Source organism: Arcicella rigui, from assembly GCF_034929435.1.
Classification (GTDB): Bacteria; Bacteroidota; Bacteroidia; order Cytophagales; family Spirosomataceae; genus Arcicella; species Arcicella rigui.
The window spans coordinates 117,615-140,901 of sequence record NZ_JAYFUM010000022.1 but is presented as its reverse complement, the minus strand read 5'-3'; the positions used below and the strand labels follow the sequence as shown (position 1 = coordinate 140,901).

Here is a 23,287-nt window from a genome sequence, read left to right as displayed (position 1 = left end):
TTCTAGCAGAAACAAAATACAGAAAAACCCCGAAAATTGCCAGTATTGACACTTTTTCGGGGTTGTTTTATTTATAATATATTGATAATTAAATATTTACAACATTTAAGGGAAGCCTAATTACTTTTTCTGCACTAAAAGAAACCGTCAGTTTGAAGGGACTGGGAATAGGATTTCAGCCCTCGGCAATGTTAGCTGGCTTGTTGGCTTATGTAGTTAATTTTAAACGAGCTACTAAGTTTATCCTCCGCACCGTAAGAACAAATTATACACCTGAACAAATAGCGAAGATTGAACAAAAGCAATTTGCAGAAGAAACTCGAAAGTTTGTAATACGATATAAAAAGTACTCAACTGAAAGTTTACATCAGATTGTAAGAGAAAACACATTCGTTCCCGCAGCGATTGAAGCAGCCAAACAACTGATTATAATAAGAGAGAAGAAGAAGGCGTGATGGATATTGTATAAAACTTCTAAGGAGTAAAAGTTAATTCAATAATAATTATCTTTTTACTCCTTAGGGGGTTATATTCATTTTATCCTAAATATATTCCTGTCAATGTGTTAATAAAATTCTTACTCTTTACAAATCAAAGCCACACATTGGGCGGCGATTCCTTCGCCTCGTCCTACAAAACCGATGTGTTCGGAAGTGGTCGCTTTGATAGAAAGGTCTTCTTCCGAAATGTTCATTACTTCTGCCAAACAGGTTTTCATGGCTGGAATATGCGGATTGAGTTTGGGTTCTTGTAAAATCACCGTTACATCCAGATTGTTTACTTCCCAACCTGCTTCTCGAATCATTTCTAATACTCTTTTTACCAAAATCTTAGAGTCAACACCTTTGTATTTCGGGTCTTTGTCGGAGAAATGATACCCAATATTTCGCATATTGGCAGCACCCAAAAGGGCATCACAAATGACATGACAAACGATGTCGGCATCCGAATGTCCAACAGCTCCATGTGTGTGGGGAACGATTATTCCGCCTAACCAAAAATCTCTTCCTTCTTCCAGACGATGTACGTCGTAACCTTGTCCTACTCTTAGTTTCATGTTTTAGCTTATAGCTTTGAGCTATGAGCTATGAGCTTTGAGCTATGAGATCTTGAAAAATAAAAAACTCATAGCTCAAAGCTTACAGCTCACTGCTTATTGCTTTCTTTATTAAAAACGGATGCGACCATGGTACAAAATGATTCATGGTATCTACCCGTATGATTTCTACTTTTGCTGAATTTACCAACATTTTTTTGGCAAAATCTGCATTTTTCGGACTTACCAACATATCTTTTCCTCCTTGAATCACGATAACGGGCTGCCGAATATTTTTCCACAAAGGTAACATCTTTTCTAATTCTGGTTTCAAATATAAGATTTCGTCATTAGAAGCCCGAAAAGAAGCTGGAATTAATACTCGGATAGGCGTAAATGCCATCGGAATTCTAAACCATTTTTCATTGGGTTCTAAGTCTGGGGCAATAGAACCTGCTACAATAATAAGTTTATCAATCAATTCGGGATATGTCATCGCCATTTTGGCAATGACTGGCCCACCTAAAGAATGCCCGATGAGGATGATTTTTTTACCAAAACGTTTTTCATAAGCTACAATCGGTTTCAGTAAATCTACTTGGGTTTGTAAAGATTTTTCACCGTTGCCAAGCTCAGATTCTCCAAAACCGATTCTATCCACCGAAACTATTTTTACTTTTTTTAGTAAAACAGTGTCCTTCATAAAATCAATAAAAGCCGTCCAAGAACCGGGCGAGCCATGTACAAAGAAAGCTACAGGAAGCGAATCGTTGCCGATTTCAGCAAAATTCATCTTTGCTCCTCGTACTTCTATCTGCCGTTGCTTTGGTTTTAGTTTATAGCCTGCAAAAGCTTTATCAATTTCTTGCTGAGTCATTCTAAAACTAAAACAAGAAGATAGAATTTGTGAGAAAATAAAGAGAATAATATATGCAATAAGTAGCCTTTTCCCTATTTTTGACATTTTTGTCTGATTGATTTTGAACTGAATAACCGATTGATTCCTTGAAAATACTGATAATAAACAACGTTCTTAATTAAACAAAAAGCCTCGCAGATACTACAAATATCTACAAGGCTTTGTTTTGTAAAAGTATGACAAATGACATTTCAAAGTATTTTCTTGTAGAGGTCATTTAATGTGAATGCGACATTAAAAAAAGGTAAATCTATCCGTTCTGTTCTTTCTGTAAAGAAAAGATATTCAAAAATAGCACCGTTTCTTCTATATAATTCAATAATTGGTTCTTCTTGTGAAATCAATAAGTAATATTGTAGCGTTGGCATTTTGGAATACTCTTTTAGCTTTTCGTTTCTATCCGTTTTTTCAGTTGTTGGAGAAAGTACTTCTGCCACTAATACTGCTTGATGAACAGTATATTCATCTTCATCATCAATCGTTGGTACAACCATTACGTCGGGATAGCGATAGCGTTTTCCTTTTACAGTACTTAGTCGTACATCTTGAAAATAAACATCAAAAATTTCTTGATTCAAAAGTTGTAATAGTAAAGCGTAAAGGCTTCCAGCGATACGATTGGCAATTTTCTTTTCTCCAGACATTTCAATAAGGTGTCCATCCACAAATTCATGCTTAACTTCTGAGTGTTTTTCTAACTCAAAGTATTCTGCTACGGTATATGTTTTTTCAGAAACGGTTAGCATAAGATTTGATTTTTATCAAATAAAAGTAGAAAAAATATGCTTTAAAATCAAGAAACCCCACAGAATAACAAGTATCTGTGGGGTTTCGTTTGAAGAAATTTTAAGTATATCTTATGCGTGAGTAGCTGTACGTTTACGCATATAAAAATACAAGCCAACAAAAGCTCCGATTAAGATAATTGGGAAAATCGCCATGTTATCTAAAGTAGCTTGTCCTGCCGCTAACTCAGCTACGTCGCCAGTTAAACCTGCTGCCGCTGCTTTTGCTTTTTCGTCATCTAACCAAGCACCAATAATTGGTTGGAAGATTGAAGTAGAGAACATACCCATACCGCCCATGATAGAAAGACCGAATGCACCAGTGCGTGGCAAGTTTTCAGCAACGAAGCCAATCATTGTTGGCCAGAAGTAGCAAACGCCGATAGCAAAAATTACAGCCGACACATATACCATTCCGCCAGTAGCTTGGCTCATTAAAATTACACCAACAGTAGCAAAAATTGCAGAAGCCAACAATACTCCAGTTGGGTTGATAGAATGAACAATTGGCCCAGCGAAATAACGACCAACCGCCATTAAACCAGTTACCAAAGCCAAAATAATCATTGGACTTGCACCTGCTTTTCCAAGAACTGGCCCAATCCATTGTTCTGGACCGAATTCTGAAATCGCTGTTAAAGCCATACAAGCTAACATGAAGATGTATAATGGAGAAAGCATCGCTTTGAAGTTTTCGCCAGTAGAAACAGCACCTTCGTCTTGGCTTGAAGGGAATGCTTGTCCAAAAAATAAGAAAGCATAAATAACAGCAGGCACTAAAATAGCACCAATTTGTAATTGCCAGCCCATGTTGGCTGAAGTCATAAATTGAGAAAGTAAGCTACCGATTACGATACCGCCCGGAAACCACATGTGGAAACGGTTCAACATTTTTGTTTTTTCGTTTCCTTCATACATATCCGAAATCATAGGATTACAAGCGGCTTCAACAGTACCGTTGCCAAAACCTACGAAAAATGTTGAAAGGAGTAGAGTCCAGAAACCACCTGAAAAAATGGTCATTACTAAACCTAAAACGTGAGTGATAAATGCTACCCAAATAATTTTTTTTGGCCCAAGTGCATTATATAGCGGACCACCGATAATCATGGCAATGGGAAAACCCAAGAATGCCATTTGATTGACGTATCCAAGTTCTTGAGCAGAAAGTTTGAATTCTTCTCCGAGTTGGGTCAGAACACCAGCACGAATACCGAAAGCCATTGCCGTTGTAATGAGAGCAAAACAACTTCCTAAAAAGAGTTTGTCACGGTTAACGATTTGAGACATAATTGATTAGGGATTAAAAATTGATTAGATTGGTTTGAATTCTTGGTTATGTGAAAAATGTTCACTGAAAAATCTATCAAAAAAACAAAAATATTTTTAGATTATATGTAATTTATTATACGTATTTAAGATAAATTTTATCTGTCCTTCATTATAGGGCAGGCTTTATATAAAAATACTCTTGTGTAAATTTGTAAATAAAATTTAATACTTACCGAATAGTTTAATACGAAAAATGGCAAGAAAAATCAGAATGGGTATGATTGGTGGAAGCCTTGAGGCTTTCATCGGAGCTGTTCACCGACGTGGTGCAGCACTGGATGGTGAAATTGAATTAGTTTGCGGAGCTTTTAGTTCTGACCCCGCAAAATCAAAAGCAACAGGTGAAGCTCTGTACTTATCTCCAGACAGAGTATATGGTTCTTTTGAAGAAATGATTTTGGCAGAAAAAGCCCTTCCAGAAGGCGAACGTATGGATTTCGTCTCTATCGTTACGCCAAATCACGTGCATTTCCCTGCCGCTAAAATGGCTTTAGAAAATGGTTTTCATGTGGTTTCTGATAAGCCTGCTACACTAAATTCCGCAGAAGCTTATTTGTTGAAAGATATTGTTGAAAAATCAGGTTTGATTTATGCCCTTACCCACAATTACACGGGCTATCCGATGGTGAAAGAAGCAAGAGCTTTGATAAAAGCAGGAGCAATCGGTAAAATCCGTAAAGTAATTGTGGAATATCCACAAGGCTGGTTGGCTCAGTTGGTTGAAGCGACTGGTCAGAAACAAGCTGCTTGGAGAACCGACCCTTCACGAAGTGGTGCAGCAGGTGGCGTTGGCGACATCGGTACGCACGCCGAAAACTTGGCTGAATATATTACTGGTTTGAAAATCACTGAAATTTGTGCTGATTTAACGATTTTCGTAGAAGGTCGTCAGTTGGACGATGATGCCAACATGCTTTTACGTTTTGACAACGGAGCGAAAGGTATTTTGCATAACTCTCAAATCTGTAACGGCGAAGAAAACGATTTGAATATCAGAGTATATGGCGAATTCGGAGGTTTGAAATGGAAACAAATGGAGCCTAATACTTTGGTTTTGACCAACCAAGAAAACGGTTCAAGAATTATCCGTACTGGTGTTGGAAATTTATCAAAAGCGGCTCAAGCCCATACTCGTCAGCCAGCAGGTCACCCAGAAGGTTATATTGAGACATTTGCTAATATTTACCGTAACTTCACTTATGCACTTCGTGCAAGATGGGGCGAGGAAGCTCAGAAAAATGCTACTGGTGGATTGAACGGAGAATCAGCAAATCCGTCAGGATACGACCCAGAAATTCACGATTTCATGGGTATCGAAGAAGGTTTACGTGGAATGGTATTTATTGATACTGTTTTGAAATCTAATGCCGCTGGTGCTGTTTGGACTAAAATGGAAGTATAAGCATACAGAAAATCAATCAATTGTGCATTGATTTTGCTTTAATCATAAAACCTTCAATCGAAATTATGTTTTTGATTGAAGGTTTTTTTATTCAAAAAACATAATTTGTTTAAGTACTTCTCTCTAAATATTTTCAGGAATCTCTTCAAGTATTTTTTTGAAAATGTTATTTTAAAAGAGGGAAACGAAATCTTTCATCCATACTTGTAAAAATTTTTTCTCCCTTTCATGTCGCTTGATTGAGCGAAATGGTCTATATAAATTCTTTAAAAGTATGTTTCTGTATCATGGGCAATGTTTATTTAATTACATTTGTACACAACATCATTCAGTAATTGTTACATGGCAAAAAGCTCTCTTTCTAAATATCAAGTAATCTTTCTGCATATTGCTTTTTGGGCTTTTATGTTGGCTTTACCTTTCTTGGTTCAACCCCAGAATCCAGAGCCTCCACGTAATATTATACGCCATATTCCAGCTACCCCGAAAGTATCCATCATGGTACTTTTTTCTATTTTTACTTTGCTAAACATTCCATTTTTTTACCTTAATAGTAATTTACTTGTTCCTAAAATTCTCAAAAAGAAGGGAATAGGCTGGTACTTGTTTTCATTGGTTTGTACGATTGCAGCAGTATTTTTCTTTAATGCTATCGTCCGAACGGTGTTTTTTCATGCCAGAAATATTCCAAGAACAGGTTTTACTTTCCAACTTTTATTCTTTTTAGCCATCAGTACTTCTTACAGAATTGTATCGGATAGTTTAGAAGACGAAAAAAGTAAAAAAGAACAAGAAAACGAACGTTTGAAATCAGAGCTTTCTTTTCTTCGTTCACAGATTAGCCCACATTTTATTTTTAATGTACTCAACAGTATCGTTTCTTTATCAAGACGCAAACCTGAACGAGTAGAACCTGTGGTAGTAAAACTTTCTGACTTGATGCGTTATATGCTTTATGAGTCAGACGATGCCATGGTGACCTTAGAAAGAGAAGCTCAGTACCTCAAAGCCTATATTGAATTGCAGCAATTACGTTTTGGCGACGATATTGCTATCAATTTTTGTATCAATAATTCAGATACGCATCAAACGATTGAACCCATGTTGCTGATTCCATTTGTAGAAAATTCTTTCAAACATGGCGTAGGCATGATTATCAATCCAACAATTGACATTGCTTTAACAACTGAAAAAAATAGCCTTACTTTTGAGGTACGAAACAAAGTAAATAAGCAGTTTCAGGAAAGTAAAGACCAAGCTTCGGGTATTGGACTAAACAACGTAAAGCGAAGATTAGAACTACTTTATCCTGATAATCATCAGCTTATCATTAGTGATGGCGACGAGTATTATACCATAAAATTGGTAATTATCAGAAAAGATGAATAAGTAGTGGCAGACCACTGAGTACAAAATCAAATCGTATTCATTACTTAGTTACATCATTAACCATTGATAAAAAAATTAATTATGCTTAATTGTATTGCAGTAGATGACGAAAACCTTGCCCTTGATTTATTGGAAGATAACATTCAAAAAGTTCCTTTCTTAAATCTGGTAAAACGTTGTAAAAACGCCTTTGATGCCATTGAAACACTTCAAAACAATCATATAGATTTGATGTTTCTGGATATTCAGATGCCGGGAATTACGGGTGTGCAGTTTTTACAAAGTTTGAAAACTAAACCCATGGTGATTTTCGTAACTGCCTACAAACAGTACGCACTCGAAGGTTTTGAACTGGATGTGGTGGATTATTTATTAAAACCGATTGACTTCGAGCGTTTTTTAAAAGCCGTTAATAAAGCCTCAGAACTACACAGCCTCAAGCAAAAAGCAGTTTCAGAAGAACATACAACTCCAAAGCCCGACCAAGTATCCTCTATTTTTGTGAATGCCGATTACTCTTTGGTAAAAATTAAAATTGAAGATATTACCTATATCGAAGGCTTGAAAGATTATATCAAAATCTACGTAGAGTCGTCTTCTAAGCCTATCGTTACTCGTATGACGATGAAAGCTATTGAAGAAAAACTTCCTTCTTCCTCGTATTTCAGAGTACACAAATCCTTTATTGTTTCTTTAGAAAAAATAGAATCTATCCGAAATCTAAAGATAAAAATTGGCAATGCTCAAATTCCCATTAGTGAAAGTTATTCCGAAAGTTTCTTCAAAACGCTCGGTCAATAGCTATACACATTTCAGGATTTTATCAGAAAAAGACAAGATTTAACAATTTTTAACGCAACTCCTCCACAATAATAACAGTCTATTTCATGTATTCTAAAGTAAGTGGTAATTTATGAGAAGATTGCCCTAACTTTGTATTCAGAATAAATCAATTGTATTTCATGAAAAAACTTTTTCTCTTAACCACTTTAGTACTATTCTCACTGAAAGTATTTTCGCAGGTTACAACAACAACTGGGATTACTATAAAGGATGAATTTTATAATAACCGACCATTAGCTGAAATTTTATCAGATTTAGAAAGTAAAGTAGGTGCAAAATTTATCTTTGACCCTGCCAAAGTAAAAGGCGTTTATGCAAGTTATTGGTTCGATAATATGTCTTTGGAAACTGGTATGAGAGGACTTTTGAAAGGTTCTGGCTTAAAGTTTTATGTTGATGATAACCAAGTAGTACATATTATTCCTAAAACACAGAAAGTATATGTAAAAAGTAGCTACAACAGTGGTACTTATTACGGAGGGAACTCCTCGGTAGCAGCCCCTCCTATCGCTGATGCTGGTATTTCGCCAACTGCACCGAATGGGACAACAACACAAGTTGCCGTTAATCGCCCAGCTATTTCTGAGATTGCTACTACCAATGTTCGCCGCCAAGTAGTAAAACCTGCTACTAAATTTAATTTTACTTTCACAGGTAGAATTATTGATACTCGTTCGGCAGAACCACTTCCATTCGTAAACATCATGGTAAAAAGTAACAGAACGGGTACACAAACCAACGTTGATGGTTACTTTACTTTGCTAAAAGTACCTACCGATACCACTACTTTGGTTTTGAGCTACATTGGTTACGTAACAACTACTATCAAACTCGTGCCTGATGCTCCTATTTCTGGTATTACTATCGAGATGGAACCTGATAATACAGAATTGGATGAAGTGGTAGTAAAAGGTGAAAAAACAGAAGTATTGAAAGCTGCCGAAACAATCGGTATGTTTAAAATGACACCAAGAAATATCGCCAAGTTGCCAAACGTTGGTGAAAAAGATATTTTCAGAGCTTTCCAATTAATGCCCGGTATCAGTGCTGCCAATCAGTCTTCTTCTGGTTTGTATGTTCGTGGTGGTACGCCAGACCAAAACTTAGTGTTATATGACGGTTTTACCGTTTATTACGTTGACCATCTCTATGGTTTCTTCTCGGCTTTCAACTCAAACCCAATCAAAGACGTACAATTGTACAAAGGTGGTTTTGATGCGAAATTCGGTGGAAGGATTTCATCAGTAGTTGAAATTACGAGTAAAGACGGGAACAAACGTGAAGTAAACTTTGGTGGAGATTTAAGTTTGATTAGTGCCAACGTTTGGGCAGAAGGGCCAGTGACGAAAAATAAAAAAGTAACTTTTTCGGTGGCAGGAAGACGCTCTTGGGCTGGGCCTCTTTACAACAAAATCTTTAATACTTTCAACTCAAGTTCAACCAATGCACAGGGTAATTTAGGTGGAAGATTCAGACAGTCGCAAAATGCACAAACCGCTACTTCGTATTTTTATGATTTGAATGGAAAAGTTACTTTTAAACCTTCTGAAAACGAAAACGTAACTTTAAGTATTTATAACGGAGATGATTATTTAGATAACTCTCAAAGCATTAATTTACCATTTGGTGGTGGTGGCGGTATCAGCAATACCGACCTTTCTAAATGGGGAAATACTGGTTCAAGTTTGAAATGGTCGAAAAAATGGAGTGACAAATTCTATACAAATACTTTGATTAGCTACTCAAACTTTTTCAGTAATCGTGATAACACCAGCAATGGCTCGTTCGTAAGAAATAACGAAACTACAACGATTAAGTTTGGTTCTATCGAAAGTAACGATTTGAAAGATTTTTCTGCTAAAACAGATATTGAGTACAATACTTCTAAAACCAACCAAATTGCCTTTGGTATTCAAGCTACAAGGCTGAATGTACAGTACTCGAACAGCCAGAACGATACCACAGTAATTATCGCTAAAAACGATAAAGGAAGTTTATTAACAGCCTATTTACAAGACCAATTGAAATTGTTTAATAACAAATTGGTTTTAAAAGGCGGTGTAAGAGCCAACTACTTTGACGTAACTGGAAAATATTATTTTGAGCCAAGACTTTCAGGTACTTTTGCTGTAAACGACCAATTGAAATTCAAAGGAGCTTGGGGACTTTACTACCAATTTGCGAAACAGGTAGAACGTGAAGATATTTCAAACGGTAGCCGTAATTTCTGGGTATTGGCAAACAATTCGTACTTGCCTGTTACTTCTTCAAGACATTACATTCTTGGTTTCAGTTATGAAATCGACGATTACTTGTTCGACGTAGAAGGTTATTACAAAGACATCATGAACGATACTCGTTATACACTTCGTTTTGCTCCGCAAATTGGTGCTGGCTTAATTGCCAACGAGACCTTCTTCAACGGAACAGGAAAAGTAAAAGGTATCGACTTCTTGATTCAAAGAAAATTCGGTGATTATACGGGTTGGGTTGGTTATACTTTTGCTCATTCAGATAAATATATTGCTCAGTTTTCAGCCAACTCTTTCCCATCAAACTTTGATGTTCGCCACGAGTTCAAATCTGTGAATATTTATAAATTAGGACGTTGGGATTTAGGTGCTACTTGGATTTATGCTTCTGGAAAACCTTATACTTCAATCGTAGGAGGTTATACCGTGAAACTTTTAGATGGAAGCGAAAAAGACTTTACAGACCCATCGGTAACCAACGGAAACCGTTTGCCAGCATCACATCGTTTAGACCTTTCGGCTACTTATAACTTCTCGCATGGAAGTATCGGTTTCTCTATTTTCAATGCTTACGGACGTACAAACGTATGGTATAAAAAATACCAAACAGTTACAGACGCTACTACTGGAGACAAGTACTTATCTATTACAGATGTAAATTATTTAGGCTTTACGCCAAATATTACTTTCAGTTATAAGTTTAAGTAAATAGGATATTTGCCAGCCAACAATTTGAAAAACAACTTCAAATTGTTGGTTTTGCTAAAAAAAGACTCAAAATGAAATCAAAAATTAAAAACATACTCTTACAAAAAAAGTATTATACTTTTGCAATAATCATATCCTTGTTGGGCGGGCTTACAGCTTGTACTGAAGATGTCGGTACGCTTTCTATCGAAGCAAAACCAATCGTTGAAGCCTATCTTATAGCCGGCAGACCCATTTCTCTGAAAGTAAAAAAAGAAATTGCTTATGCAGAAGATACTTCAAATACCGAAGCTCCAATCAATGGCTTAGATATTAAAATCTCGGATGGTACTAATACTTATGCCCTTACGTCTTTAGACAGCGGTGTGTATGAATCAGACAATAAGGTAAAATTAGCCGTTGGTAAAACCTATACTTTATCATTTGTCTATAATGGTAAAACGGTTTCTGCAAGTACCATTATTCCAACAAAACCTGTTGATTTCAAATCTGATGTTACTTCTATTGCTCGTACTAAACTAAACCTTAGTTCTGGTGGTGGTTTCGGTGGGGGAATCGACGAAAATAGCGACGTAAACCTTACTTGGAGTAATCCTAAGAGTGAATATCATTTCGTTGTAGTTGACAACATTGAGGAAAATCCAGTTCTAATCGTTACTCTACCAACTACAGTTACTTCTGCCGAAATCAATCGTCGTTTTCGTAGTCAGCCAGTATTGGGTACGGCTACACAATTGCGTTCACAGCAGTTTGAATATTTCGGCAAACACAATCTTGTATTGTTGAAAGTAAACCCCGACTACGCAGCTTTGTACAACAGTACAGGAAGTACTTCGCAGAATATTACTACCCCTCCTACAACTATTACAAATGGTTTAGGAATTTTCACTGGAGTAAATGCTGATACTTTATCGTTTTTGGTAAAACAAAAATAATACAACTCATGGCTGAATTTAGGACAAGTTTTCCGATGCCAGCAGTGAGGCAAAAAATTTCACTCGATTCCCAATTACTTACTTTTGGCTCATGTTTTGCCGATGTAGTTGGGAATCGTTTGAAATCAAATAAATTGAAAGTAGAAGTAAATCCTTTCGGAACGCTCTTTAATCCTCTTTCAATCTTCAAACTTCTTTCTCCCAATTATCTTGTTGCCGATAACCGACTGTTTCTTGAAAACCAAGAAGCGTGGTTTCACTATGATTTTCACTCACAGTTTTTTGCAGAAACACAAGAAACTTTAGCTGAAAAAATCAAACTTCAACTTCAAGATTATCAACAAGCTTTACCCAAAACAGATTTTCTATTTATCACATTCGGAACAGCTTTTGCTTACCGTTTTTCCGAACCTCCAACTTTTGTTGCTAATTGCCACAAAATGCCTGCCCGTTTGTTTGAAAAAGACTTACTAAGCGTCAAGGATATTTGTAAAAGTTTTGCGGTATTATATCAAGAATTAAAGGACATCAATCCAAACTTACGTATTGTTCTAACGGTTTCACCCGTAAGGCATACAAAAGATGGCATTCCCGAAAACCAAGTCTCAAAATCAATTCTTCGAGCAGCCTGTCATTATTTGACAACCGATTATGAATCGGTTGAATACTTCCCTGCCTATGAAATTATGATGGACGATTTACGAGATTATCGTTTCTACAAAGCAGATTTAATTCACCCCAACGATGTAGCCGAAGGCTATATTTTTGATAAGTTTTCAGAAACATATTTTGATGAAAATCTAAAAAAGTTTCAAAAAGATTGGCAACAAATAAGTATGCGATTGGCACATCGTCCATTCAACGAAAAGTCGGAAGCACATCAAAAATTTCTGATAAAATTGCTAAACGACTTAGAAAATATCTCATTAAAAGTAGATGTTTCTGAGGAAATAGCAAGGGTGAAAATCCTTATAAAATAAAAAACCTCGGCCGATAGCCGAGGTCTCAGAGCTTCATTGTTAAATGGTATGAATAAGAGGAGTTGTTAGTTGTTTTTTGCCAAAAAATGATTGGCGGTTAATCTATAATTATCAAAAATTGCTCTGGTAATATTTTTTAAATCTCTGTTTTCCAAGCTTTTTTGTGATTTCAATATTTTCGAAGCATAACCTGTCCAGAAAACTTTACTTGTGTTTTGGTCAATCATTGTGATTATCAATGTTCCATTAACAAGCTTTTTTCTATATACATCAAGCGTTTCTTTGTGTACAGAAGTATTGATTTTCTTTACTTCTTGTAACATGAGATTTTTATTGTAAATCGAATAAGTGATTAATACATCAGCATTTTTTTCGCTTTCTACATAACCTCTTATTCTCATTTGTTTTTCAATCTCTTCAACAATTACCATTTCGTTTAACGGTAATTTCCACTCTTGCCGATTACTTGCTTCTTGAACGACTGTAAAAGAACGATTTTCGCTATTATTTACTTGGAAATCATTATTTGCCTTTACAGAAATTTGATTTCGAGTACAAGAAGCGAACAGTAGCCCAACAATGAATGTTGCAACAACTGTACGTTTCATTAATTTTTATTGATTGTTTTTGGATATTGGCGTTTAAGCCTTTACAAAGGTAAAACAATTTTTAATAAAAATATAACTTTATTGATTTTTTTTTTCACTTTCAATATTTTTTTGGCAAATTTTAATTTCAATAGTACTATTAAAATGTATAGAAAAAAATAAATCCCTTCCCCAAAGGAGAAAGGATTTACGGAAATATCCAAAAACAATCTCAAAAAATTAAATATCGTTATTTCTTTAAAACCACTACTGAGTTTACAAGATAATTATTTTTTTCGGTTATTAAGTTATAAACTTTATTAACTTTTTTATTTCCTGTATTTACAAGAAAAATATTGTATTTTTTAAAGGTATTTAATTCATTATCAAAGACATAAACACTTTGTCCAACCTTTAAATCTCCCATTTTCACGCTACCTTTGTCTGTAAGAATCGGGTGATTAGCCGTAGCTTCTAATGATTTCAAACGATACTTTACATTCAGCGAAGCCGTTACCATTTCGTTGGGGTCAACCAAAAGAACTTTCAAAATTTCAAACTCTTTGTTTTCATGAATATCAACCTTTTCTACCGTTGTAAATTCCGCTGATTTCTTAACGGTATTATAAGAAATTACTTTATCACCGACCTTTACCTCGCTGATATTTTTCATTTGTCCATCCGCCATCGTCACTTTAGCATCAGCCGCAAAACAGTATTCGTACTTATCTTCTTCTTTACCTTTTTCACCAGCAACGCCTGAAAATTCTTTCGCAAGTACAAAAGCTATACAAGATGAAAAGCCAGAAACTGATTTTTCTCCATCTTTTAAATCATCAATATATTTTCCCCAAGTTTCTTTTTCTGCCAAAGGATTTGGTACAACTAAATTGATACGTTTTCCATCTTTTGGAGTGGTGAAAATTAATAAATTAGCAATTTCTTTCATCCCAGCCGACTCAAGTACTTTATAGAGGTAAATTCTACGTTCGATTCCGTCCGAAAACTTAAAAATGTAAGGAGAAGTACTGTTATCTAATACAAAATTGCCATCTTTTACATAAGTATCTTTATCTAAATTCTTGATAGCTATTTTCTTTACTGCTTCAAATTCAGTGAATTTGATACCCATTTTTTCGCCTTCTTGAGCAAAAATATTGATGGATAAAAATAAAAATGTAATTAAGTATATGATTTTCTTCATGCTTGAAATCTGTTTATGAAATGGAGTGTATGTGGTTTATGGTACTAAGCTCCATTTACTCTTTTATGAATTTGTGTTACTACCGAATTGGCTGATTCAAAAGCTCCTGCCATCCATGCTGTTAAGTAAGAAGTATGTTCTCCTGCAAAGTAAATTTCGTCATCAGGCTTAATTAAAGCCGGATAGAAACGTTTTCTTGCTGATTCGCTATACTCTGCCCAGCCTCCTTTTGAATAAGGTATTTTGTGCCAAGCCAAAGAAAATGAACTTTCAAATTCTGTTTTGTACTGTGGGTGAATTTTACCTCCTTGTTCTAAAGCAGCTTTTTCTCTGTCTTTCAGCGATAAATTTCCTAATCTTACCGCTCTATCATGAAAATTATAATAGCCTTTTAATACGCCTTTTTTTCCCATGAAGTTGTAAGAAGGGTAAAATATTTGCGTAATGTCCATATTGGTTTTAGAAATTCCTCCAAAAATATGGTCATCTTCTTCCCAGAATCTACGCTTAAACTGCAAACCAATTTTTCCAGTATTCATATAAGGCACAAAATCGGCTGCTCTTCTTACATCAGACGATAAGTCTGACTGAATATTTTTAAGAATAGGTAATGGAATAGTACAAATACAATAATCTCCACTGATTTCTTTCACAGCACCAGTTTTGTCTTTGTAAACAATTTTTACGCCTGGCGATGTTTTTCTAATTTCTTGTACTTCTGCTTGGTATTGAATTTTACCTTCTAATCTTTTTGCAAAAGCATAAGGAAGGGCATCCATACCGCCAACAGGCTGTAACATTACAGGCTGTTGATTGAAAGTATATTCGCCAACGTTAGAAAAAGCGGGATGAAAAAAACCAGATTCGATGATGTCGTGTAATAAATGTGGAGCAGCTAATTCTGGAGATTGTTCACCATAAGCTCCTTGTTTTTTATAGCCATGACGTTCAGAACCTTTGTATTTTTTCATAATGTCCAAATCTCCCTCTTCTTTTAAGTAAGCACTTAATTTTTCAAGGTCTTCTTTGGTAACATCTTCATCTAATGCTTTTTGGTCAATTGCTTTTGTAAGAAGTTCGCTTGTATAACCACGTACATCTGCATGAATTTCTCTAATTTTAATGGGCTTATTCGATAATTTTCCAGTGCCTTCTGCATAATAATAAGCACCTTCGTTTACGTTCATGAATATTTCTAAAGGAATATTAAATTCACGACAATAGTGTAAACTTAGTGTATGATTATGTGGTATTCTGGCTGCACCACCGTTATAATACAAACCTTTATCGAAAGTACAAGTTTGTGTTACTCCTCCAATTTCTGTCTCTGTTGTTCCGCCTCTGATAGTCCAGATTCTTCCTCCTGGTCTATTTCTGGCTTCTAAAACAGTAACTTCATAGCCTAATTTTGTTAATTCATAAGCACTCGACATTCCAGCTAAACCAGCACCTAAAATGATGATTTTTTTATTAGCCTTATTTCTTTGAAGGTTGAGTGGTTTTGCATTTGATTCGGGAATCAGTCCGAAACCCAATAAAGTAAGGTAACTGGCAGAACCAGTTTTTTCGATAAAGTCTCTTCTTGTCATTTGATGCTTTTTAGAGATTCATACTTGCTTCAATGCAATTTTGAAGCAAGTATGAATCACAAAATCAGGAGATAATTTTAGAAAATGCTTCAGCGAATGATTTCATTTCGTCTAAAGTTCCGATTGAAACTCTGCACCAATGCTGACGGTCGAATTCCCATTTTCTAAGCATCACACCTTCTGCTGCCATTTTACTTAGCATATCTGAGCCTTTCATTTTCAAAGGAAAAATCACGAAATTAGCCGATGAAGGAATGTAAGTATATCCAATTTTTGTTAAGAAAGCATACAAATATTGTTTTGATTCCTCAGTGTTTTTCAAAGTCAATTGTTGAAATTCTGTATCTTTCAAAGCAGCAATGGCAGCAGCAAATGAAGGGACAGACATATCAAAACCTCCTGAACAATAAGGCTGAATTTTCTTTAGGATTTCTGGTTTAGCAATAGCATAACCACAACGTAAACCTGCAAAAGCATATAGTTTAGACATTGTGCGAAGTACCAAAACATTCTTACCTGCTTTTACCGCAGGAATCATCGTAGCTGTTTTAGGGTCTTTTGCGTAATCAATGTATGCCTCATCTGACAACACAGTGATTTTATCAGAAACATTGTCAATAAAAGCACTCAAAGACTCCGAAGGAAGTATCGCACCAATCGGGTTGTTGGGGTTAGTGATGTACACCAAACTCTGTGAGCCATTTATTTTGCTGGCAATGGCATCCAAATCGTACTGATAATCTTTGGTCAATGGTACTTTTTCCATTGGTACTCTTTCTTCATTTCCAGAAATGTAGCAAGGGTCACCAACTAAAATTTTACCTTTTTGTCCGAAAGCTACTAAAGACGCTGTTAATAATTCAGATGAGCCTGCTCCTAAAAGAATATAGTTTTCAGGTACTCCTTCTTTTTCAGCAATGGCCTTGATTAGCTCGCTACGCAATTTAAAAGCATAGCGATTAGATTCACCGATAGCTCCAATTAAAGCCTGTTTAGTTTTTTCTGATGGCCCCCATGGATTTTCGTTGGCACTAAGTCTAACAAGCGTCTTAGCAGTCGTTGGTATGTTAGTATGTTCTCTTTCTAAAGTAAATTCTTGAAGAAGGCTTTGCTGTAACTCCAGACGAAGTAAAGGATTTGCTGCTGCTTTTTGAATGAAAGCACTTGCAGTACTAATACCAGCAGTAGCTAATAAACTTTTTTTAAGCCAATTACGACGATTAAGATTTAGTGACATTTCACACAATTGTTTAAGAGTGAATGATTTGATGAAGGTTTTCTATTAAGCAAGTTATTTCAAGCTCTCAAGTAATTATCTGAACTTCTACGGGGAAGTATCCCCGTAGAATTCGAATATAATAGTTATAAGTTGATGAAGTTCTTAGTTGTACTATTTTTAGCTAAAGGTAAATCAAATATTTTAGAAATAAAATCTAAAATGATAATTTTTTCGTTAAAAAATAACCTATAAATGCTAATTTATTCAAATATATCTATTTTTTTGGTGATAAAATTACCTTAATTGATAATTACTTTGCAAAAGTATAAAAAAATAGTTTTTTGATAAATAGAGAGAAACACTCATTTATTACCATTTTTTTTGTACAAAAACAATACTTCAAATTCTTATCTGGCTTATTACGCTTGCTATGTAGTTTATTTTACAGAGACTCTTGAGAGTCTGGTGAAGGCTTGTCCTTTATAACTTCCGCTCCAATTAAGGGCAACGCTGTTCCCTGTTGCTGGTGCTGTTAGCCCTAAAGATGCCCAAGTTTTCTCTACACTAATTTTTCCTTTGGCATCTGTTGTAAGCTCTGCCACGGTAGCACCAGTACTTCTTAATGAAATTACTATTTTGGTATTGGCTACTGGAAGCGAGTCGATACCTTTTGTATAATCAAGAATATTTGTTTTGTCTAACTCCAAAATTCTGGCCGATAAAACAACATTTCCTGTTTTGGTATAACTTACTGTTGGCTCTGTCGAAAAATCTCCATAAGGAATTCCATCAATTGCTACCAACACGGGCGATACTACTCTGGGTACTAAAGGGTCATCTACTTCTTTACAAGATGTTAAGGCTAAAAGAGCAAAAAGGGCAATCAATACAAATGGGGGTAATTTATCTATGTGTTTCATGATTGTTCTATTTTATTGTTAATACTTTTTGAAAGCTTAATTATTTCTCGGCCCACCAAAGTTTAGTTTTCATGTCATTCGGTCCGCCATTTAATTTTTCACCTTCAGCTACGTTGGTAGCATTTAGTGAATACTCTGAACCCGGATAAGGCAAACGAGTAGGAATAATTCCGCTATTTTCAAATACGGCTCTTGGGTCGGCAGCAGGCATTATCGGATAACCTGTTCTACGGTACTCTGTCCAAGCTTCAATACCTTGTCCAAACAAAGCAATCCATTTTTGGTCAAGTACTTTTGCACGAGTAACAGTTCCTAATTGTGCTAATAAATCAGCCGCTCCCGTAGCTCCGAACTGAGCAAAAGAAGCATTTACGCCATTTTCAAAATAAGTCTGAGCATTTCCAGTAGTTATGTCGCCGTCGATACTTGCTTCTGCTAAAATGAATTGAAGTTCTGCGTAAGTCATGATTACTTCTGGTGCTGCTGCCGCAGTAAAGAAACTTCCAATTGTAGAGCTACTTTCCAAATATGTAGTGGCAATGGCATCTGGTAATCCATTGGCATGACCTTCGTACTTGCCTGCTTTGTTTGGATTTCCGAAGATTTTGATTCTACCATCGTTCAAACCATTCATTTTATCAACCAAAGTTTTACTCAAATTCCAGTCAGTACGTCCGTCTTGAATCAATACTTGATTCCACTCATTATTACTTGGCAAAATGGTGGTACATTTCAGTGAAGCGTTGTCGTCGTTACTTGTAAAAATTGGATACTTCACTGGGTCTGAAAGTATTTCACGCATGATTGCTCTCGACTCAGTAGGTTTTTTGGCAGCCTGACGATTCGCCAATCGTAAACGCAAAGAGTTGGCAAATTTTTTCCATTTCAAAATATTTCCAGCATAAAGAATATCTCCAGAAACAGCTGGCCCAGCTACATTGAGTTTCTCGTTTGCTATTTTCAAATCTTCGAGCATTCCTGCATACACTTTTTCCATTGAATCATACGCAGGCGTATAAATTGGGTCGGTGGCTGTTCCTTTTAATGCCTGACTGTAAGGTATTGCTCCCCACATATCGGTTAATAAAGAAAAAGTCCAAGTACGCATTACTAAAGCGATGCCTTCATAATTGCTATTAGGAGTTGCCGAAGCAGATCCTGAAAGTGTAATGATACGGTTGAAATTCGACTGAGCATCATTGAAAAAACCTTTCCAGTTATTCAAGGGTAAAGCCTGAGAAATACCGTAGTTATCGCCTTCGTTTGAATAAATATTTCTTGTTAAATGCTGAATCCAAAGTGCTGCACCGTCGAGGTTGATGCGTTCAAAACGAGTACGATGTCCCCAGTAGCGGTCAATGGAACTTTCTATACCTGTTGGTAAAAGGAATTGTGGGGTAATGGATGAAGGGTTGTTGGGGTCAACATTCATCTTATCAAAATCGCCAGTACAAGCTCCAGTTCCCAATAAAATACTGGCAACCAGAAGATATATTTTTGTATGTTTTTTCATTGTCGAATATTTTTTGGGTGAAAATCTTGTGACAAAAACAGGTTCTCAAAAGCTGATTACGCAAGGCTATTGCCACAATGATTGATACAAGTTTTATTTAGTTGTTGCGAATAAGGTTTAAAAGCTAAATGATAAATTAGCTCCGATACTTCTTGTTTGTGGTAATTCACCATAACCAAAACCTTGTCTGTTTCCACCATTTGCATCAATTTCTGGGTCTTGATGTGGGTGATTTTTGAAAATCATCAAGACGTTACGACCAACTGCTGAAATTTTTGCTGACTGAAAACCTAATTTTCTCACCAAAGCAGTAGGTAATTTATAGCCCAATGATACTTCACGAAGTTTTACATAGCTGGCATCAAAAATGGCTGCTTCATGATAACGACGAGGGTTGTTATAACCATAGTATTGGTTAGCACTTACGATGATGTCGTTCGGAGCATAATTTTTTGTACCATCTGGATTTGTACTAACAATTTTTACACCTTGACCGATTACTCCTTCTTCACGACCAATTGCTGTTTCAGCATACTGACCCGTCCAACGAGCATTGGCAGTACCTTCGTCATAAATTGAACCACCCATACGAATATCAATTAATGTTGAAAGTGAAAGGTTTTTATAGTTGAAAGTGTTTGTAAAACCTCCAATCCAGTCTGGCTGAATATTTCCTAAGATTTTTTGAGTAGTTGATAACTGAGGTAAACCGTTTACTAAAATCAACTGCCCGTCTGGAGCTCTTTCGAAGCCATAGCCATATAAAGTTCCGTAGGGTTGTCCAACACGAGCTTCAGAAGTTAAGCCACGGCGTTCGTTCAATACGTAAGTGGTTAATCCTTCTGCTAATTCAACCACTTTGTTTCTGTTGCGGGCAAAGTTGAAACCGACTTCCCAAGTAAATCCATTTGAAAGCTTGAGTGGAGTACCTGAAACGGTGATTTCTACCCCTCTGTTGGTGATTTGACCAGCATTCAAAATACGAGTATTGTAGCCAGATGCTTTAGAGATTTCAACCCCTAAAATTTGGTTTTTGGTACTTTGCTCGTAGTAAGTTAAGTCTAAATTTACTTTACCTTTGAATAAACGGAGGTCTAAACCAGCTTCAAGCCCAGTCGTAATTTCTGGTTTCAATGAAGAGTTGGCAATGGTAGTATTTTCAGCAAATTCTGGAACTGAACCATTCCAAGAAGTACCTGCACGATAAGTTTGAGCTAACTGATAAGGGTCGGCATCGTTACCTACTTGTGCCAAACTGACACGTGCTTTTCCGAATGATAAAACATCACCTTTTATACCATCTATCAAATCTGTAAATACTGTACTCAAAGAAGCTGATGGATAAAAATACGAGCGATTCCCAGCAGGAAGTGTTGACGACCAGTCGTTACGTGCTGTTAAGTCTAAGAAAATAGCATTTTTGAAACCCAAGTTTACTGAACCAAAAGCACTTTGTACTTCTTGCTTTTGAATAGCCGAAGCAATTGTGTTTTGGCTTGGCACGGCATTTCCTGCATTGTACAATCCATCAATTACTAATTCACCCACATAGAGATAATTTCTCTTGTAATAATTGGTTCTGATAATTCCTCCGACTTGTGCGTTGATAGAAAAATCTTTACTAACGTTTTTATTATACGTAAGTATCGCATCGGTATTTGTTTCCTGACGACGAAGTACTTCTTCTGAGAATCTACCCGGTGTACGGTTTCCGTTTCTTACTCTTTCAAAGTTTACGACAGTGATACGAGTATCCGTCCAAACATCCGTACCAGTTCTCAACATGGCACTTAATTCTGGTGTGATTTTGTAATTCAAAGCAATATTTCCAACTAAGCGGTCTTTTTCGTTAGAAGCAGGTAATTTTTCTTGAATGTAATAAGGGTTTGTAAAGAAAGTATGTTGCCAGTTTGGTGGGTCGCTGTCTGGAAGTCTGCCAGCCACAGCTCTTTGAATATGCACATCCTTATAAGATTCCCAATCACGTAGTTGTTCCCAAGAAATATGTCTGTGCGACCAAATAAATTCCTGACCACCTGTATAACCTCTGTTATTCGACCAAGACTTTACGTACTCGGCAGAAAGGGTTACATTCAATTTTGGAGTAAAGTTGTATCCTGAATTAAATTTGAAGTTATTTCTCTGAAAATCATTGAAATACATAATTCCATTTTGTTTCAGATTGCCAACTGATAGCCTAAAGTTTCCTTTATCGTTACCTCCAGAAATAGCTACGTTATTGGTGAAAGCAGTACCTGTTTGCCAAAATTCTTGGAAGTTATTAGGCTGTGGAGTAAGTGGAGCAACAGATTTACCTGTCCACCATTGACGCACCAAACGTCCATCCATAGGAGCCCCCCAGCTTTCGTCAGTTCCTTCTGTACCACTTAGCGGAGCATTAGGCCCATAAGCTGCACGATATTGGGTAATTTCAGTTGGGTCAGTGATTGAACCACTCCAGCCATCTGTGTACCAAGTACGATAGCCATTTCCTCCACCATAGATATTTTGAAAATTTGGACTGATAAAAGGTCTTTCGGCTGTAAAGTTAGAATTTACTTCTACTCCAATGCCTTTTGTGCCAGCACCATTTTTTGTAGTAATCAAAATAACACCATTGGCAGCACGAGAACCATACAAAGCTGCGGCATTGGGGCCTTTCAAAACCGCAATATCTTTCACGTTGTCGGGATTTACTTCCGAAAGTCCAGAGCCATATTGTTTGTCAAAACTTTGTTGGATAGGTACACCATCAATCACCACCAAAGGCTGATTATTACCAGAAACTGACGATGAACCACGGATTTGGATAGTAGCCGCAGCACCCGGCCCAGCACTGGTGTTTACTCTGAAACCTGCAATTTTACCAGAAAGTCCGTTGGCTAAATTGGCAGACCTTGCTTCTGTAAGTGATTCACCTTTAAGCTGTTGCTGAGAAAAGCCTAATGCTTTTTTCTCTCTTTGTACACCAAGTGCAGTTACCACTACTTCTGATAATTGCAATACATCAGGTTTAAGTTTTACATTAATTGAAGTCTGAGAACCCACTGGAATCTCCTGTGGAGACATCCCAACGAAAGTAAAAACTAAAATATCTTTGGAACTACAAGCAATCTTAAATTTTCCTTCGCTACTCGAATTCGTTCCAATCGAAGTTCCTTTTACAAGAATCGTAACACCGGGCATAGGCATTCCATCTTCAGCAGAGGTGACTGTTCCCGTAACACTTAGTTTTTCTTGCGAGAACGCTGATGTGGTAAACAGCAGTAATCCCCACAATAGTAATAGAATTTTGTTCATAAGTATTAGTTGTTTATGGTTGTGAAATTATTATACTGAAATTTGGGCAATACAATACTGGGCAATGATTTTTGGTCATTGTCAAATCTGTTTTTATGTTTTGAAAAAAGGCAATACGAAATCAGAACACTTTTTGAGTGCTAATAGCAATGTTCGTGATTTAGATTATAAATTGAAGAGTTGTTTTTGGAAAAAAGGAAAAATAAGAATGCGTAAACTGCTTGTATCTGGTTTGTTTTTAAAAGCTTTTAGTGAATTAGTTTTATTAGTTTGTTATGGTTATGTTATGAGAAATTATACTTAAAGCGACAAAGATTTTTTTGTACATAATATTAAATTAATCTTTTTTATCCTGCTTTTTGCATATTTCTAAG

At 36.2% G+C, this 23,287-nt stretch carries 18 protein-coding genes; 7 read left to right on the top strand and 11 right to left on the bottom strand.

Features of this window, described 5'->3' with window-relative positions:
* Positions 1 to 152: 152 nt before the first annotated feature.
* The gene (locus VB248_RS17840) at positions 153 to 455 is read left to right on the top strand and encodes a hypothetical protein (RefSeq protein ID WP_323298173.1); all 303 of its coding nucleotides are present in this window, start codon (positions 153 to 155) and stop codon (positions 453 to 455) included.
* 122 nt (positions 456 to 577) lie between these two features.
* On the opposite strand, the gene ispF is transcribed toward VB248_RS17840, so the two are convergent.
* From ispF to VB248_RS17820, 4 genes are all read right to left on the bottom strand, one after another.
* The gene (gene ispF / locus VB248_RS17835; RefSeq protein WP_323298172.1) at positions 578 to 1,057 is read right to left on the bottom strand and encodes a 2-C-methyl-D-erythritol 2,4-cyclodiphosphate synthase; all 480 of its coding nucleotides are present in this window, start codon (positions 1,055 to 1,057) and stop codon (positions 578 to 580) included.
* An 82-nt stretch (positions 1,058 to 1,139) separates the two neighbouring features.
* Positions 1,140 to 1,913 carry an alpha/beta fold hydrolase gene (locus VB248_RS17830; RefSeq protein WP_323298171.1) on the bottom strand — a complete coding sequence of 258 codons (774 nt, stop codon included), beginning with the start codon at positions 1,911 to 1,913 and terminating at the stop codon, positions 1,140 to 1,142.
* Positions 1,914 to 2,146: 233 nt separating this feature from the next.
* Positions 2,147 to 2,701: a Uma2 family endonuclease gene (locus VB248_RS17825; RefSeq protein WP_323298170.1), complete on the bottom strand. Its 555-nt coding sequence runs from the start codon at positions 2,699 to 2,701 to the stop codon at positions 2,147 to 2,149.
* Positions 2,702 to 2,812: 111 nt separating this feature from the next.
* Positions 2,813 to 4,030, bottom strand: a complete 1,218-nt coding sequence (locus VB248_RS17820) for an MFS transporter (RefSeq protein WP_323298169.1) — start codon at positions 4,028 to 4,030, stop codon at positions 2,813 to 2,815.
* A gap of 253 nt (positions 4,031 to 4,283) precedes the next feature.
* On the opposite strand from VB248_RS17820, the gene VB248_RS17815 reads away from it, so the two are divergent.
* The 6 genes from VB248_RS17815 (at position 4,284) to VB248_RS17790 (ending at position 12,581) form a co-directional block, all read left to right on the top strand.
* Positions 4,284 to 5,474 (top strand): Gfo/Idh/MocA family protein, encoded by a 1,191-nt coding sequence (locus tag VB248_RS17815; RefSeq protein WP_323298175.1) that lies wholly within the window; start codon positions 4,284 to 4,286, stop codon positions 5,472 to 5,474.
* Between the two features lie 342 nt (positions 5,475 to 5,816).
* Positions 5,817 to 6,863 (top strand): sensor histidine kinase, encoded by a 1,047-nt coding sequence (locus tag VB248_RS17810; RefSeq protein WP_323298168.1) that lies wholly within the window; start codon positions 5,817 to 5,819, stop codon positions 6,861 to 6,863.
* A gap of 81 nt (positions 6,864 to 6,944) precedes the next feature.
* On the top strand, positions 6,945 to 7,664 hold the full coding sequence (locus VB248_RS17805; RefSeq protein WP_323298167.1) for a LytR/AlgR family response regulator transcription factor: 720 nt from the start codon (positions 6,945 to 6,947) through the stop codon (positions 7,662 to 7,664).
* 161 nt (positions 7,665 to 7,825) lie between these two features.
* The gene (locus tag VB248_RS17800; RefSeq protein WP_323298166.1) at positions 7,826 to 10,666 is read left to right on the top strand and encodes a TonB-dependent receptor; all 2,841 of its coding nucleotides are present in this window, start codon (positions 7,826 to 7,828) and stop codon (positions 10,664 to 10,666) included.
* Between the two features lie 71 nt (positions 10,667 to 10,737).
* A complete protein-coding gene (locus VB248_RS17795; protein ID WP_323298165.1) occupies positions 10,738 to 11,601 on the top strand; it encodes a DUF4249 family protein in 864 nt (287 codons plus the stop codon).
* A gap of 8 nt (positions 11,602 to 11,609) precedes the next feature.
* Positions 11,610 to 12,581, top strand: coding sequence for a GSCFA domain-containing protein (locus VB248_RS17790; RefSeq protein WP_323298164.1), 972 nt, complete (start codon positions 11,610 to 11,612; stop codon positions 12,579 to 12,581).
* Between the two features lie 65 nt (positions 12,582 to 12,646).
* Here VB248_RS17790 and VB248_RS17785 read toward each other — a convergent pair whose 3' ends face one another.
* The 7 genes from VB248_RS17785 to VB248_RS17755 all read right to left on the bottom strand — a co-directional run bounded on the left by VB248_RS17785 (position 12,647) and on the right by VB248_RS17755 (position 22,913).
* Positions 12,647 to 13,189, bottom strand: coding sequence for a DUF4136 domain-containing protein (locus tag VB248_RS17785; RefSeq protein ID WP_323298163.1), 543 nt, complete (start codon positions 13,187 to 13,189; stop codon positions 12,647 to 12,649).
* A 229-nt stretch (positions 13,190 to 13,418) separates the two neighbouring features.
* Positions 13,419 to 14,372 carry a Hint domain-containing protein gene (locus tag VB248_RS17780; RefSeq protein ID WP_323298162.1) on the bottom strand — a complete coding sequence of 318 codons (954 nt, stop codon included), beginning with the start codon at positions 14,370 to 14,372 and terminating at the stop codon, positions 13,419 to 13,421.
* A gap of 44 nt (positions 14,373 to 14,416) precedes the next feature.
* Positions 14,417 to 15,961 carry a flavin monoamine oxidase family protein gene (locus tag VB248_RS17775; protein ID WP_323298161.1) on the bottom strand — a complete coding sequence of 515 codons (1,545 nt, stop codon included), beginning with the start codon at positions 15,959 to 15,961 and terminating at the stop codon, positions 14,417 to 14,419.
* Between the two features lie 64 nt (positions 15,962 to 16,025).
* Entirely contained in the window at positions 16,026 to 17,198 is a 1,173-nt protein-coding gene (locus VB248_RS17770; RefSeq protein WP_323298160.1) for a pyridoxal phosphate-dependent aminotransferase, read from the bottom strand.
* A 419-nt stretch (positions 17,199 to 17,617) separates the two neighbouring features.
* Entirely contained in the window at positions 17,618 to 18,100 is a 483-nt protein-coding gene (locus VB248_RS17765) for a hypothetical protein (protein WP_323298159.1), read from the bottom strand.
* A 40-nt stretch (positions 18,101 to 18,140) separates the two neighbouring features.
* Positions 18,141 to 19,613: a SusD/RagB family nutrient-binding outer membrane lipoprotein gene (locus VB248_RS17760; protein ID WP_323298158.1), complete on the bottom strand. Its 1,473-nt coding sequence runs from the start codon at positions 19,611 to 19,613 to the stop codon at positions 18,141 to 18,143.
* A 117-nt stretch (positions 19,614 to 19,730) separates the two neighbouring features.
* Entirely contained in the window at positions 19,731 to 22,913 is a 3,183-nt protein-coding gene (locus VB248_RS17755; RefSeq protein ID WP_323298157.1) for a SusC/RagA family TonB-linked outer membrane protein, read from the bottom strand.
* Positions 22,914 to 23,287 lie beyond the last annotated feature (374 nt).

Excerpts from the sequence above, each read along its gene's own strand:
- ispF (WP_323298172.1), bottom strand. The coding sequence starts at position 1,057 with ATGAAACTAAGAGTAGGACAAGGTTACGACGTACATCGTCTGGAAGAA.
- VB248_RS17830 (WP_323298171.1), bottom strand. The coding sequence starts at position 1,913 with ATGACTCAGCAAGAAATTGATAAAGCTTTTGCAGGCTATAAACTAAAA.
- VB248_RS17825 (WP_323298170.1), bottom strand. The coding sequence starts at position 2,701 with ATGCTAACCGTTTCTGAAAAAACATATACCGTAGCAGAATACTTTGAG.
- VB248_RS17820 (WP_323298169.1), bottom strand. The coding sequence starts at position 4,030 with ATGTCTCAAATCGTTAACCGTGACAAACTCTTTTTAGGAAGTTGTTTT.
- VB248_RS17815 (WP_323298175.1), top strand. The coding sequence starts at position 4,284 with ATGGGTATGATTGGTGGAAGCCTTGAGGCTTTCATCGGAGCTGTTCAC.
- VB248_RS17810 (WP_323298168.1), top strand. The coding sequence starts at position 5,817 with ATGGCAAAAAGCTCTCTTTCTAAATATCAAGTAATCTTTCTGCATATT.
- VB248_RS17805 (WP_323298167.1), top strand. The coding sequence starts at position 6,945 with ATGCTTAATTGTATTGCAGTAGATGACGAAAACCTTGCCCTTGATTTA.
- VB248_RS17800 (WP_323298166.1), top strand. The coding sequence starts at position 7,826 with ATGAAAAAACTTTTTCTCTTAACCACTTTAGTACTATTCTCACTGAAA.
- VB248_RS17795 (WP_323298165.1), top strand. The coding sequence starts at position 10,738 with ATGAAATCAAAAATTAAAAACATACTCTTACAAAAAAAGTATTATACT.
- VB248_RS17790 (WP_323298164.1), top strand. The coding sequence starts at position 11,610 with ATGGCTGAATTTAGGACAAGTTTTCCGATGCCAGCAGTGAGGCAAAAA.
- VB248_RS17785 (WP_323298163.1), bottom strand. The coding sequence starts at position 13,189 with ATGAAACGTACAGTTGTTGCAACATTCATTGTTGGGCTACTGTTCGCT.
- VB248_RS17780 (WP_323298162.1), bottom strand. The coding sequence starts at position 14,372 with ATGAAGAAAATCATATACTTAATTACATTTTTATTTTTATCCATCAAT.
- VB248_RS17775 (WP_323298161.1), bottom strand. The coding sequence starts at position 15,961 with ATGACAAGAAGAGACTTTATCGAAAAAACTGGTTCTGCCAGTTACCTT.
- VB248_RS17770 (WP_323298160.1), bottom strand. The coding sequence starts at position 17,198 with ATGTCACTAAATCTTAATCGTCGTAATTGGCTTAAAAAAAGTTTATTA.
- VB248_RS17765 (WP_323298159.1), bottom strand. The coding sequence starts at position 18,100 with ATGAAACACATAGATAAATTACCCCCATTTGTATTGATTGCCCTTTTT.
- VB248_RS17760 (WP_323298158.1), bottom strand. The coding sequence starts at position 19,613 with ATGAAAAAACATACAAAAATATATCTTCTGGTTGCCAGTATTTTATTG.
- VB248_RS17755 (WP_323298157.1), bottom strand. The coding sequence starts at position 22,913 with ATGAACAAAATTCTATTACTATTGTGGGGATTACTGCTGTTTACCACA.